Here is a 13,544-nt window from a genome sequence, read left to right as displayed (position 1 = left end):
CAGAAGTGAAACGCCGTAGCGCCGATGGTAGTGTGGGGTCTCCCCATGTGAGAGTAGGGAACTGCCAGGCATCAATCAAGAAGAACCCCGTACCGTAAGGTGCGGGGTTTTTTGCTTTTGTTTTTTTCCCTCTCCCTGAAACTTTCTCACCTTCGACTTGCAGGCTCGACATTCATACCATTTCTGAGTATCGTTAGCTGTCTGGATGTCTAAACGTTTATACGTATATTGTGAGGAAGTAAGGTTATGCCGATTCGGGTGCAGGACGAGCTACCAGCCGTCAATTTCTTACGTGAAGAGAACGTCTTCGTGATGACGGCTTCACGCGCGACAGGTCAGGAAATTCGCCCGCTGAAGGTTCTCATCCTCAACCTGATGCCGAAAAAGATTGAGACGGAGAATCAGTTTCTGCGTCTGCTGTCGAACTCCCCGCTGCAGGTCGATATTCAACTGCTGCGTATTGATGCCCGCGAGTCACGTAACACGCCCTCTGAGCATCTGAATAACTTCTACTGTAACTTCGAAGATATTCGGGGGGAAAACTTCGACGGACTGATTGTGACAGGCGCGCCGCTCGGTCTGGTTGAATTTAACGATGTTGCTTACTGGCCGCAGATCAAACAGGTGCTGGAGTGGGCAAAAGATCACGTCACGTCAACGCTGTTTGTCTGCTGGGCGGTACAGGCCGCACTCAACATTCTCTACGGTATTCCCAAGCAAACCCGCACTCAAAAGCTCTCCGGCGTATACGAACACCACATTCTTCATCCACACGCGCTGCTGACGCGTGGTTTTGATGACACCTTCCTGGCCCCGCATTCTCGCTACGCCGATTTTCCGGCCCAGCTGATTCGTGATTACACCGATCTGGAGATCCTGGCCGAAACGGAAGACGGGGATGCCTACCTGTTTGCCAGTAAAGACAAACGTATCGCGTTCGTTACCGGCCATCCTGAGTATGATCCCGATACTCTCGCATCAGAGTATTTCCGTGATGTCGAAGCGGGTCTTAATCCGGATATCCCGTACAACTATTTCCCGAAAAACGATCCGCAAAACAAACCAGGAGCCACCTGGCGCAGCCACGGAAATCTGCTGTTCACTAACTGGCTCAACTATTACGTCTACCAGATTACGCCGTACGATCTTCGCCACATGAATCCGACGCTGGAGTAATCGTCTGCATTAAACGATCCTAAAGCGTTTCAGCTATTCAGATCAGGCACCTTCGGGTGCCTTTTTTATTTCCGAAATCCCGTTCAACATACCAGGAAACTTTAACTTCATATTAATCATTATGTTGCGTTGTAATTAAAATTAAAATGGAAATTGTTTTTGATTTTGGAAAAATTATAGATAGTCTTAATTCTGCTGAGCGAAAACTACACAACGATCTTTCGTTCGCATTAGGGGCGTGATTTTGGATCTTTGATGAGGAGCAGAACGATGACTCAACAGGCAACCACGGTCGATGAATTGACCTTTACCCAGCCGAATGGTGAGCAAGAACAGCAGGTTTTGACGGCCGAAGCGGTAGAGTTTCTGACTGAGCTGGTGACACGCTTTACGCCGCAGCGCAATAAGCTGCTGGCGGCACGCATTCATCAACAGCAGGAAATCGATAACGGCAAGTTGCCAGGATTTATTTCGGAAACTGCTTCCATTCGCCGTGGTGAGTGGAAAATCCGCGGCATTCCTGAAGATTTACAGGATCGTCGCGTTGAGATCACTGGTCCGGTAGAGCGCAAAATGGTGATCAACGCCATGAACGCCAACGTTAAAGTCTTTATGGCCGATTTTGAAGACTCGCTGGCCCCGGACTGGAACAAAGTTATCGACGGGCAGATCAACCTGCGCGATGCCGTCAACGGCACCATCAGCTACACCAACGAAGCCGGGAAAATCTACCAGCTCAAACCGAATCCGGCGGTGCTGATCTGTCGCGTACGAGGTCTGCACCTCCCTGAAAAACATGTCACATGGCGTGGAGAAGCCATTCCGGGCAGCCTGTTTGATTTCGCACTCTATTTTTTCCATAACTACAAAAACCTGCTGGCAAAAGGTAGCGGTCCCTATTTCTATCTGCCAAAAACGCAGGCCTGGCAGGAAGCCGCCTGGTGGAGCGAAGTATTTAGCTACGCGGAAGATCGCTTCAACCTGCCGCGCGGCACGATCAAGGCCACGCTGCTGATTGAAACGCTGCCCGCCGTGTTCCAGATGAATGAAATTCTGCATGCCCTGCGCGACCACATTGTCGGCCTGAACTGCGGACGCTGGGACTATATTTTCAGCTACATCAAAACCCTGAAAAACTATCCCGACCGCGTACTGCCGGACCGGCAGGTCGTGACCATGGATAAACCCTTCCTGAGCGCCTATTCGCGTCTGCTGATTAAAACCTGCCACAAGCGCGGTGCCTTTGCGATGGGCGGCATGGCGGCCTTTATTCCGAGCAAAGACGCGGAGCGCAATAATCAGGTGCTCAACAAGGTGAAAGCCGATAAAGAGCTGGAAGCCCGTAACGGTCACGACGGCACGTGGATTGCCCATCCGGGCCTGGCCGATACGGCGATGGAGGTCTTCAATCGCGTACTCGGCGATAACAAAAATCAGCTGTTTGTCACGCGCGAAGAAGATGCCCCAACGGCTGAAGAACAGCTGCTGGCACCGTGCGCGGGCGAGCGAACGGAAGAGGGGATGCGTGCCAATATTCGCGTCGCGGTCCAGTACATCGAAGCGTGGATCTCCGGCAACGGCTGCGTGCCTATCTACGGCCTGATGGAAGATGCTGCCACGGCGGAAATTTCGCGCACCTCTATCTGGCAGTGGATCCACCATCAAAAAACGCTCAGCAACGGCAAGCCGGTCACCAAAGCCCTGTTCCGTCAGATGCTGGCCGAAGAGATGCGGGTCATCCAGGACGAGCTGGGCGAACACCGCTTCAGCAGCGGACGCTTTGACGACGCAGCGCGGCTGATGGAGCAAATCACCACATCAGATGACTTAATCGACTTCCTGACCCTGCCGGGCTACCGCTTCCTGGCGTAACTCACCACATAACAATATGGAGCATCTGCACATGAAAACCCGTACCCAACAAATCGAAGAATTAAAGAAAGAGTGGACTCAACCGCGCTGGGAAGGCATCCGCCGTCCTTACAGCGCGGAGGACGTGGTGAAGTTACGCGGCTCGGTCAACCCGGAATGCACGCTGGCACAGAACGGTGCGGCGAAAATGTGGAAGCTGCTGCACGGTGGCTCCAAAAAGGGTTATATCAACAGCCTCGGTGCGCTGACCGGCGGTCAGGCATTGCAGCAGGCGAAGGCCGGCATAGAAGCCATTTACCTTTCCGGCTGGCAGGTCGCGGCGGACGCCAACCTTGCCTCCAGCATGTATCCGGATCAATCTCTTTATCCGGCCAACTCGGTACCGTCGGTGGTGGATCGGATCAACAATACCTTCCGCCGCGCGGATCAGATCCAGTGGGCTGCAGGCATTGAGCCCAACGATCCGCGTTTTATTGATTACTTCCTGCCGATCGTGGCGGATGCGGAAGCGGGCTTCGGCGGCGTGCTGAACGCCTTCGAACTGATGAAATCGATGATTGAGGCCGGTGCAGCGGCCGTTCACTTCGAAGACCAGCTGGCGTCGGTGAAGAAGTGCGGGCATATGGGCGGAAAAGTTCTCGTCCCGACCCAGGAAGCGATTCAGAAGCTGGTTGCCGCGCGTCTCGCTGCTGACGTGCTCGGCGTGCCGACGCTGGTGATTGCCCGTACCGATGCGGATGCGGCAGACCTGATCACCTCTGACTGCGATCCGTACGATAGCGAATTTATTACCGGCGAGCGCACCAGCGAGGGGTTCTATCGCACGCATGCCGGTATCGAACAGGCCATCAGCCGCGGCCTGGCCTATGCCCCTTACGCCGACCTGGTCTGGTGTGAAACGTCCACGCCGGATCTGGCGCTGGCGAAGCGCTTTGCCGATGCGATTCATGCGAAATATCCGGGCAAGCTGCTGGCCTACAACTGTTCGCCGTCCTTCAACTGGCAGAAAAAGCTGGATGACAAAACCATCGCCAGCTTCCAGCAGCAGCTGTCGGATATGGGCTACAAGTACCAGTTCATCACCCTGGCAGGCATCCACAGCATGTGGTTCAACATGTTCGACCTGGCGCACGCTTACGCGCAGGGGGAGGGCATGAAGCACTACGTTGAGAAGGTGCAGCAGCCGGAGTTTGCGGCGGGCAAAGATGGTTATACCTTCGTCTCTCACCAGCAGGAAGTGGGCACCGGCTACTTTGATAATGTGACCACGATTATTCAGGGCGGCACCTCCTCCGTCACCGCCTTGACGGGTTCAACGGAAGAAGCACAGTTCTAATCTTTTCCCCCTCTCCCCCCTGGGGAGAGGGTTGGTGGTGAGGGGGAATATATGTCGCGTGGCCTGGAATTACTGATTGCCCAAACCATTCTGCAGGGCTTTGATGCCCAGTATGGTCGTTTTCTGGAAGTGACCTCCGGCGCGCAGCAGCGCTTCGAACATGCAGACTGGCATGCGGTTCAGCAGGCCATGAAGCAGCGTATTCATCTCTATGACCACCATGTGGGTCTGGTGGTGGAGCAGCTGCGCTGTATTACCGACGGTAAAAGCCCGGACGCGGCATTTTTACTGCGCGTGAAAGAGCATTACACCCATCTGTTACCCGACTACCCTCGCTTCGAGATTGCGGAGAGCTTTTTCAACTCCGTCTATTGCCGGTTATTTGACCACCGCTCATTATCTCCTGAGCGGTTATTTATCTTCAGCTCCCAGCCTGAGCGCCGCTTCCGTACCATTCCGCGTCCGCTGGCGAAAGATTTCTTTCCCGATCGCGGGTGGGAAAAGCTCCTGCATCGCATCTTAACGGATTTGCCGCTGCGCCTGCCGTGGGAGAACAAGCTCCGGGATATCGGCTATATCCATGCGCATCTTCGTGAAACCTACGGCGAGGAGGTGCTCAGCCGTAGCCATTTGCAGGTGGCCAACGAGCTGTTCTACCGGAATAAGGCCGCCTGGCTGGTGGGCAAACTGGTTACGCCGACGGCCATTGTGCCGTTTCTGTTGCCCATTCACCGTACCGACGACGGCGAACTGTTTGTCGATACCTGCCTGACCACCAGCGCCGAGGCCAGCATCGTATTTGGCTTCGCCCGCTCCTATTTCATGGTTTACGCCCCGCTGCCTGCCGCCCTGGTGGAGTGGCTGCGCGAGATCCTGCCAGGTAAAACCACCGCCGAGCTGTATATGGCGATTGGCTGTCAGAAGCATGCCAAAACGGAAAGTTATCGGGAATACCTGCGATATGTCACCGCGGCGGATGAGCAGTTTATCGAAGCGCCAGGTATCCGCGGCATGGTGATGCTGGTCTTCACGCTGCCGGGCTTCGACCGGGTCTTTAAGGTGATAAAAGACAGATTCGCCCCGCAGAAAGAGATGACCGCCGCGCACGTCCGCGCCTGCTATCAGCTGGTAAAAGAGCACGATCGCGTCGGGCGAATGGCCGATACCCAGGAGTTTGAAAACTTTGTGCTGGATAAGCAGCAGATCGATCCGGCGCTCATGTCGCTGTTAATGCAGGAAGCGCCGACGAAAATCACCGATCTGGGCGATAAAATAGCGATTAGCCATCTCTACATTGAGCGCCGTATGGTGCCGCTCAATATCTGGCTGGAACAGTCAGAGGGCCAGGCATTACGTGATGCCATCGAAGAGTACGGCAACGCCATCCGCCAGCTCGCCGCCGCCAATATCTTCCCTGGCGATATGCTGTTTAAAAACTTCGGCGTCACCCGTCACGGGCGGGTGGTGTTCTACGATTACGATGAAATTTGCTACATGACCGAGGTGAACTTTCGCGATATCCCGCCGCCCCGTTACCCGGAGGATGAGCTCTCCAGCGAGCCGTGGTACAGCGTTTCGCCGGGCGATGTGTTTCCCGAGGAGTTTCGCCACTGGCTGTGTGCGGACCCACGCATCGGGCCGTTATTTGAAGAAATGCATGAAGATCTGTTCCACGCCAGCTACTGGCGCGGGCTACAAACGCGGATCAAAAATGGGCATGTGGAGGATGTGTACGCTTACCGCCGCAAGCAGCGGTTTTGCATCAGATTTTCTCCCTCTCCCTGTGGGAGAGGGCCGGGGTGAGGGCATCAGACCGCGCCCAATCTTAACGAATCCCACCGTACGCCAGCGTCACCTCTTTCGCGGCTTTAATCACCAGCGCGCCCAGCTCGGTCACCCGGTCGTCGGTCATACGTGAGATGGGGCCAGAGATGGAGATCGCAGCAAACGGCTCGCGATGTTCGTCGAAAATACAGGACGCGAGGCAGCGCAGCCCCAGCGCATGTTCTTCGTCATCAAACGAATAGCCGCGCTTGCGGGTCAACGCCAGATCTTCTTTCAGATGCACCGGCGACACCAGCGTGGCGTGGGTGTAGGCGTGCAGCCCTTTACGGTGCAGCAGCCCCGTCACCTGCTCTTCGCTCAGCTGCGACAAAAACGCTTTCCCCGCCCCGGAGGCGTGCATCGGCAGCTTGCCGCCAATCGGCGCGGACATGCGCATCAGCTGCGTGCACTGCACCTGGTCGATGATAATCGCCTGGTGGTCGCTCTGGTCAAGCACGGCAAGGTTCACCGTCTCGCCGGACTCCTCCATCAGCTTGCGCAGGATCGGGTGCACAATCGCCAGCAGGTTACGGCTCTGAAGGAAGCTGCTGCCCACGATAAACGCATGCGCGCCCACCGCCCAGTGCCCCAGCTCGCCGACCTGGCGGACAAAACCCAACTGCTGCATGGTGGTCAGCAGGCGGTGCGTGGTGGAGTTCGGCAGGCCAGCCTGCTGGGCCAGCTCCGTCAGGGCCACGCTGCCGTGCGACTCGGCTATCCACTCCAGCAGCTTCAGACCGCGCGTCAGGGATTGAACCTGTCCGCCGGGTTGTGCAGCGGCGGTGGCGGAAGGTTTTCTGCCGCGTTTGGCGGGAACGGTCGCGACCATGACGATCTCCTTTTTCTGTATCGTGGAAATCATTTTCGTTTTATTTGGTGAATTTGCAACCGCTTTCCTGACTGATCGGAGGAGTGATGGTGAACATGTCTCATGTTACCGCGGCGTGACTTTTCCACCCTGCGAGATTGTGCCAGTATGGAACGCAGCCTTTTGGCCTTGTTGAGCGTTGTCGGGAGCAAGTGTGAGCAGCAAAGTAGAGCAACTGCGTGCGCAGTTAAATGAACGAATTCTGGTGCTGGACGGCGGCATGGGCACCATGATCCAGAGCTATCGTCTGAGCGAAGACGATTTCCGCGGCGAGCGCTTCGCCGACTGGCCCTGCGACCTGAAAGGGAACAACGACCTGCTGGTGCTCAGCAAGCCGTCCGTGATTAAGGATATCCACAACGCCTACTTTGAAGCGGGTGCGGATATTGTAGAAACCAACACCTTCAACTCGACAACCATCGCCATGGCGGATTACCAGATGGAATCCCTGTCGGCGGAGATCAACTATGAGGCGGCCAGGCTCGCCCGCGCCTGTGCCGACGAGTGGACGGCCCGCACGCCGGACAAGCCGCGCTACGTTGCCGGGGTGCTTGGCCCGACCAACCGCACCGCGTCGATTTCACCGGACGTCAACGACCCGGCGTTTCGTAATATCACCTTTGACCAGCTGGTTACGGCGTATCGTGAATCGACCAAAGCGCTGGTGGAAGGTGGCTCCGACCTGATCCTGATTGAAACGGTGTTCGATACCCTCAACGCCAAAGCCGCGATATACGCGGTGAAAGAGGAGTTTGAGGCGCTGGGCGTTGACCTGCCGATCATGATCTCCGGCACCATCACCGACGCCTCCGGCCGCACCCTGTCCGGCCAGACAACCGAAGCGTTTTATAACTCCCTGCGCCACGCCGACGCGCTCTCCTTCGGCCTGAACTGCGCGCTGGGACCAGACGAACTGCGCCAGTACGTGCAGGAGCTTTCGCGCATCGCCGAATGCTACGTTACCGCGCATCCGAACGCCGGTCTGCCGAACGCGTTTGGCGAGTACGATCTGGATGCTGACACCATGGCGGCGCAAATCCGCGAGTGGGCCGAGTCAGGCTTCCTGAACATCGTCGGCGGCTGCTGCGGCACCACGCCGGAGCACATTGCCGCCATGAGCCGCGCCGTGGACGGGCTGCCGCCGCGCAAGCTGCCAGAGCTGCCGGTTGCCTGTCGCCTTTCCGGCCTGGAGCCGTTGACCATCGGCGACGACAGCCTGTTTGTGAACGTGGGTGAACGTACCAACGTTACCGGTTCCGCTAAATTCAAGCGTCTGATCAAAGAAGAGAAGTACAGCGAAGCGCTGGACGTCGCCCGCCAGCAGGTGGAAAGCGGGGCGCAGATTATCGATATCAACATGGACGAGGGGATGCTTGACGCCGAAGCGGCGATGGTGCGTTTCCTCAACCTGATTGCCGGTGAGCCGGATATCGCCCGCGTGCCGATCATGATTGACTCCTCCAAGTGGGAGGTCATCGAAAAGGGGCTGAAGTGCATTCAGGGCAAAGGCATCGTTAACTCCATCTCGATGAAAGAGGGCGTGGATATCTTTATCCACCATGCGAAGATGGTGCGCCGCTACGGTGCGGCCGTGGTGGTGATGGCCTTCGATGAAGTGGGCCAGGCCGACACCCGCGAGCGCAAAATTGAGATATGCCGCCGCGCGTACAAAATTCTGACCGAAGAGGTGGGCTTCCCGCCGGAAGACATTATTTTCGACCCGAACATCTTTGCCGTCGCGACCGGCATCGAAGAGCACAACAACTACGCCCAGGACTTTATCGGCGCGTGTGAAGACATCAAGCGCGAGCTGCCGCATGCGCTGATCTCCGGCGGCGTGTCGAACGTCTCGTTCTCGTTCCGCGGCAACGACCCGGTGCGTGAGGCGATCCACGCCGTGTTCCTCTACTACGCCATCCGCAACGGGATGGACATGGGGATCGTTAACGCGGGCCAGCTGGCGATTTACGACGATCTGCCGGCGGAGCTGCGCGATGCCGTAGAGGACGTGATCCTCAACCGTCGCGACGACGCCACCGAGCGCATGCTCGACCTGGCGGAAAAATACCGCGGCAGTAAATCGGATGAATCGGCCAATGTTCAGCAGGCCGAGTGGCGTTCCTGGGACGTGAAAAAGCGTCTGGAATACTCGCTGGTGAAAGGGATTACCGAGTTCATCGAGCAGGACACCGAGGAAGCGCGTCAGCAGGCAGCCCGCCCGATTGAGGTGATCGAAGGGCCGCTGATGGACGGCATGAACGTGGTGGGCGATCTGTTCGGCGAGGGCAAGATGTTCCTGCCGCAGGTGGTGAAATCCGCTCGCGTCATGAAGCAGGCAGTGGCTTATCTTGAACCCTTCATCGAAGCCAGCAAAGAGAAGGGCTCCAGCAACGGTAAAATGGTTATCGCCACCGTGAAGGGCGACGTGCACGACATCGGCAAAAACATTGTTGGCGTGGTGCTGCAGTGCAATAACTACGAAATTATCGACCTTGGCGTGATGGTTCCGGCGGATAAAATCCTCAAGACCGCGCGCGAAGTGAACGCCGATCTGATTGGCCTCTCCGGCCTGATTACGCCGTCGCTCGACGAAATGGTCAACGTGGCAAAAGAGATGGAGCGTCAGGGCTTCACCATTCCGCTGCTGATTGGCGGGGCGACCACCTCGAAAGCGCACACGGCAGTGAAGATCGAGCAGAACTACAGCGGACCGACGGTTTACGTGCAGAACGCCTCGCGCACGGTGGGCGTGGTTTCCGCACTGCTCTCCGAGACTCAGCGCGACGATTTTGTGGCGCGCACTCGCCAGGAGTACGAAACCGTTCGCGTGCAGCACGGGCGCAAAAAACCGCGCACGCCGCCGGTGACGCTCGCTGCCGCACGCGATAACGACCTGGCCTTTGACTGGGCAAGCTATACGCCGCCGGTCGCGCATCGTCTGGGCGTGCAGGACGTGACGGCCAGCATCGAGACGCTGCGCAACTACATTGACTGGACGCCGTTCTTTATGACCTGGTCGCTGGCGGGCAAATATCCGCGCATCCTCGAAGATGAAGTCGTAGGCGAAGAGGCGAAGCGTCTGTTTAAAGACGCCAACGATATGCTGGACACGCTGAGCGCAGAGAAAACCCTCAACCCGCGCGGCGTGGTGGGGCTGTTCCCGGCGAACCGCGTGGGTGACGACGTGGAAATCTACCGCGATGAAACCCGTACCCACGTGCTGGCCGTGAGCCATCACCTGCGGCAGCAAACCGAAAAAGTGGGCTTTGCCAACTACTGCCTGGCAGATTTCGTTGCGCCGAAGCTGAGCGGGAAAGCTGACTATATCGGCGCCTTTGCGGTAACCGGCGGTCTGGAAGAAGACGCTCTGGCAGACGCGTTTGAAGCGAAACACGATGATTACAATAAGATCATGGTGAAAGCGATTGCCGACCGCCTGGCGGAAGCCTTTGCTGAATACCTGCACGAACGCGTACGTAAGGTGTACTGGGGTTACGCGGCGAATGAGAACCTCAGCAACGAGGAGCTGATCCGCGAAAACTACCAGGGGATTCGTCCGGCGCCGGGCTATCCGGCCTGTCCGGAACACACCGAAAAAGGCACTATCTGGAAACTGCTGGACGTAGAAGCGCATACCGGCATGAAGCTCACCGAGTCGTTCGCTATGTGGCCGGGCGCGTCCGTGTCGGGCTGGTACTTCAGTCATCCGGACAGCAAGTACTTCGCCGTGGCGCAGCTGCAGCGCGATCAGATCGAAGATTACGCCCTGCGCAAAGGCATGAGCGTGCCTGAGGTAGAGCGCTGGCTGGCGCCGAATTTAGGCTACGACGCGGACTAACGTCACTTTTCCTTACAACAAACAGGGCACCTCAACGGTGCCCTGTCTCTTTCTTACGTTTAAACCCTTATACTCAATCATAAAATCTAAAACGATAAGGAGAACCCACTTCCGTGCTGACGTTGTTACATCTGCTTTCGGCAGTCGCACTGCTCGTATGGGGCACCCATATTGTCCGCACCGGCGTGATGCGCGTGTTCGGCGCGCGCTTACGTACCGTCCTCAGCGGCAGCGTTGAGAAGAAGCCGCTCGCCTTCTGCGCGGGGATTGGCGTCACGGCGCTGGTGCAAAGCAGCAATGCCACCACCATGCTCGTCACTTCGTTCGTGGCGCAGGATCTGGTCGCGCTCGCCCCGGCGCTGGTGATCGTGCTGGGTGCTGACGTCGGTACCGCGCTGATGGCGCGTATCCTGACGTTCGATCTCTCCTGGCTGTCGCCGCTGCTGATTTTCATCGGTGTGATCTTTTTCCTTGGCCGCAAGCAGACCCGGGCCGGGCAGCTTGGCCGCGTGGGCATTGGCCTCGGGCTGATTCTGCTGGCGCTGGAACTGATTGTGCAGGCGGTGACGCCTATCACCCAGGCGAACGGCGTGCAGGTCATCTTCGCCTCGCTGACCGGTGACATCATGCTGGATGCGCTGATCGGGGCAGTGTTTGCCATCATCAGCTACTCCAGCCTGGCCGCCGTGCTGCTGACGGCCACGCTCACCGCCGCGGGCGCGATCTCCTTCCCGGTGGCGCTGTGTCTGGTGATCGGCGCTAACCTCGGCTCTGGCCTGCTGGCGATGCTTAACAACAGCGCGGCCAATGCTGCCGCCCGTCGCGTGGCGCTGGGGAGTTTGCTGTTTAAGCTGGTGGGCAGCCTGATTATTCTGCCGTTTGTCCATCCGCTGGCAAACCTGATGGACAACCTCCCGCTGCCGAAAGCGGAGCTGGTGATCTACTTCCACGTCTTCTATAACCTGGTGCGCTGCCTGGCGATGGTGCCGTTTGCCGCGCCGATGGCCCGCTTCTGCGAGCGTCTTATCCGCGATGAACCGGAGCTGGATGCGCGCCTTAAGCCGAAGCATCTGGATACCTCCGTGCTGGACACCCCCGCACTGGCCATCGCCAACGCCGCCCGCGAAACGCTGCGCATGGGCGACGCGATGGAAACCATGCTCGAAGGGTTGAAAAAGGTGATGCACGGCGAGCCGCGCGAGGAAAAAGAGCTGCGCAGGCTGGCGGACGACATCAACGTGCTGTATACCGCCATCAAGCTCTATCTGGCGCGTATCCCGCAGGACGAACTGGCGGAAGAGGAGTCCCGCCGCTGGGCGGAAATCATTGAGATGTCGCTTAACCTTGAGCAGGCCTCGGACATCGTTGAGCGTATGGGCAGCGAAATCGCGGACAAATCCCTGGCCGCGCGTCGGGCGTTCTCCGTGGAAGGGCTGAAAGAGCTGGAAGCGCTGCACGAAAAGCTGGTGAGCAACCTGAAGCTGGCGATGTCGGTCTTCTTCTCCAGCGACGTACCGAGCGCGCGCCGCCTGCGCCGCAACAAGCATCGTTTCCGCATCCTCAACCGCCGCTACTCGCACGCCCACGTTGAACGTCTGCACCAGCAGAACGTGCAGAGTATCGAGACCAGCTCACTCCATCTGGGGCTGCTGGGAGATATGAAGCGTCTTAACTCGCTGTTCTGCGCGGTGGCCTACAGCGTGATGGAACAGCCGGATGAAGATGACGAACGGGATGAGTATTAATCTCTGAAAGCGCCTCGCAGATCCTCTCCATGATGCGTGACCAAACTCCACTGAAAACGTAACGTCACTCCTCAGGTCATAAGCAGACCTGTGGAGTGAGACAATCTGATTTTGGATGTATAAAATTTTATACAGGGATGTGGTATGCTTTCAGAAAAACCAGCAATGAGACCCATTGCATGGATGGGGAGTGCCTTCGATGATTTGCTCGGCTTCCCGGAGGAAATCCGACGGGATGCGGGATATCAGCTACACCGATTACAGGCTGGATTAGAGGCGGCGGACTGGAAGCCCATCTCAGAGATCGGCAAAGGCGTTGCAGAGATACGGTTGCGCGGTGACACGGGTGCATACCGAATTATCTATTTGGCTCGTTACGAGGATGCTGTTTACGTACTGCATTGCTTTAAGAAGAAAACGCAGCGGACATCAGGTCATGATAAATACATAGCAAAGGCACGTTTTCAGGCGGTGCTTGATGCCCGGAGAGGATGAAAATGGGAAGACGCGTTGATACAAAAATTCGGCATGTGACGACATCAGAAACGAACATCTTTGCTGAACTGGGTTTTGAAGAAAATGAAGCTAAACAGCTACACGAATGTGCCGAGAAAGAGGTTGAGCAACTGCTTGCCATCAAGCGGCAACTGATGCAGGAAATTTCCTCGTGGATTGCGGAGAATAAACTGCGTCAGGCTGACGCTGCCGCCAGGCTAAACGTCTCTCGTCCCCGAGTGTCTGATGTCGTGAACCTCAAAACCAGTAAGTTTACCCTTGATACGCTGATCATGATGCTGTGTAAACTTGGAAAACCCGTCTCAGTTACCGTCGGCTAATCTTTTTTTTCGGCCCAAACCTAAGGTATATTTCGCCCTTCACAGGAGA

9 protein-coding genes are annotated in these 13,544 nt (G+C 57.0%); 8 read left to right on the top strand and 1 reads right to left on the bottom strand.

Annotation, left to right across the window (positions count from 1 at the left end):
- Positions 1-246 precede the first annotated feature (246 nt).
- From metA to aceK, 4 genes are all read left to right on the top strand, one after another.
- A complete protein-coding gene (gene metA, locus IM299_RS16830) occupies positions 247-1,176 on the top strand; it encodes a homoserine O-succinyltransferase (RefSeq protein ID WP_048957448.1) in 930 nt (309 codons plus the stop codon).
- Between the two features lie 270 nt (positions 1,177-1,446).
- Positions 1,447-3,048, top strand: coding sequence for a malate synthase A (aceB, locus tag IM299_RS16825; RefSeq protein ID WP_047362605.1), 1,602 nt, complete (start codon positions 1,447-1,449; stop codon positions 3,046-3,048).
- A gap of 31 nt (positions 3,049-3,079) precedes the next feature.
- Positions 3,080-4,384, top strand: a complete 1,305-nt coding sequence (gene aceA, locus IM299_RS16820; protein ID WP_041911582.1) for an isocitrate lyase — start codon at positions 3,080-3,082, stop codon at positions 4,382-4,384.
- Between the two features lie 51 nt (positions 4,385-4,435).
- Positions 4,436-6,187, top strand: a complete 1,752-nt coding sequence (aceK, locus tag IM299_RS16815) for a bifunctional isocitrate dehydrogenase kinase/phosphatase (protein ID WP_193357835.1) — start codon at positions 4,436-4,438, stop codon at positions 6,185-6,187.
- 22 nt (positions 6,188-6,209) lie between these two features.
- Here aceK and iclR read toward each other — a convergent pair whose 3' ends face one another.
- The gene (gene iclR / locus IM299_RS16810) at positions 6,210-7,037 is read right to left on the bottom strand and encodes a glyoxylate bypass operon transcriptional repressor IclR (protein ID WP_193357834.1); all 828 of its coding nucleotides are present in this window, start codon (positions 7,035-7,037) and stop codon (positions 6,210-6,212) included.
- Positions 7,038-7,230: 193 nt separating this feature from the next.
- On the opposite strand from iclR, the gene metH reads away from it, so the two are divergent.
- The 4 genes from metH to IM299_RS16790 all read left to right on the top strand — a co-directional run bounded on the left by metH (position 7,231) and on the right by IM299_RS16790 (position 13,495).
- Positions 7,231-10,914: a methionine synthase gene (gene metH / locus IM299_RS16805; protein WP_193357833.1), complete on the top strand. Its 3,684-nt coding sequence runs from the start codon at positions 7,231-7,233 to the stop codon at positions 10,912-10,914.
- Positions 10,915-11,027: 113 nt separating this feature from the next.
- Entirely contained in the window at positions 11,028-12,659 is a 1,632-nt protein-coding gene (locus IM299_RS16800; protein ID WP_041911578.1) for a Na/Pi cotransporter family protein, read from the top strand.
- A 144-nt stretch (positions 12,660-12,803) separates the two neighbouring features.
- Positions 12,804-13,154: a type II toxin-antitoxin system RelE/ParE family toxin gene (locus IM299_RS16795; protein ID WP_032654612.1), complete on the top strand. Its 351-nt coding sequence runs from the start codon at positions 12,804-12,806 to the stop codon at positions 13,152-13,154.
- Positions 13,155-13,156: 2 nt separating this feature from the next.
- On the top strand, positions 13,157-13,495 hold the full coding sequence (locus IM299_RS16790; protein ID WP_045631511.1) for a helix-turn-helix domain-containing protein: 339 nt from the start codon (positions 13,157-13,159) through the stop codon (positions 13,493-13,495).
- Positions 13,496-13,544 lie beyond the last annotated feature (49 nt).

The organism is Enterobacter cloacae complex sp. P47BA, assembly GCF_014930485.1.
GTDB classification, from domain to species: domain Bacteria; phylum Pseudomonadota; class Gammaproteobacteria; order Enterobacterales; family Enterobacteriaceae; genus Enterobacter; species Enterobacter bugandensis.
This window is presented reverse-complemented; position numbering and strand designations above follow the sequence as displayed.

Excerpts from the sequence above, each read along its gene's own strand:
- IM299_RS16795 (WP_032654612.1), top strand. The coding sequence starts at position 12,804 with ATGCTTTCAGAAAAACCAGCAATGAGACCCATTGCATGGATGGGGAGT.
- IM299_RS16790 (WP_045631511.1), top strand. The coding sequence starts at position 13,157 with ATGGGAAGACGCGTTGATACAAAAATTCGGCATGTGACGACATCAGAA.
- metA (WP_048957448.1), top strand. The coding sequence starts at position 247 with ATGCCGATTCGGGTGCAGGACGAGCTACCAGCCGTCAATTTCTTACGT.
- aceB (WP_047362605.1), top strand. The coding sequence starts at position 1,447 with ATGACTCAACAGGCAACCACGGTCGATGAATTGACCTTTACCCAGCCG.
- aceK (WP_193357835.1), top strand. The coding sequence starts at position 4,436 with ATGTCGCGTGGCCTGGAATTACTGATTGCCCAAACCATTCTGCAGGGC.
- aceA (WP_041911582.1), top strand. The coding sequence starts at position 3,080 with ATGAAAACCCGTACCCAACAAATCGAAGAATTAAAGAAAGAGTGGACT.
- iclR (WP_193357834.1), bottom strand. The coding sequence starts at position 7,037 with ATGGTCGCGACCGTTCCCGCCAAACGCGGCAGAAAACCTTCCGCCACC.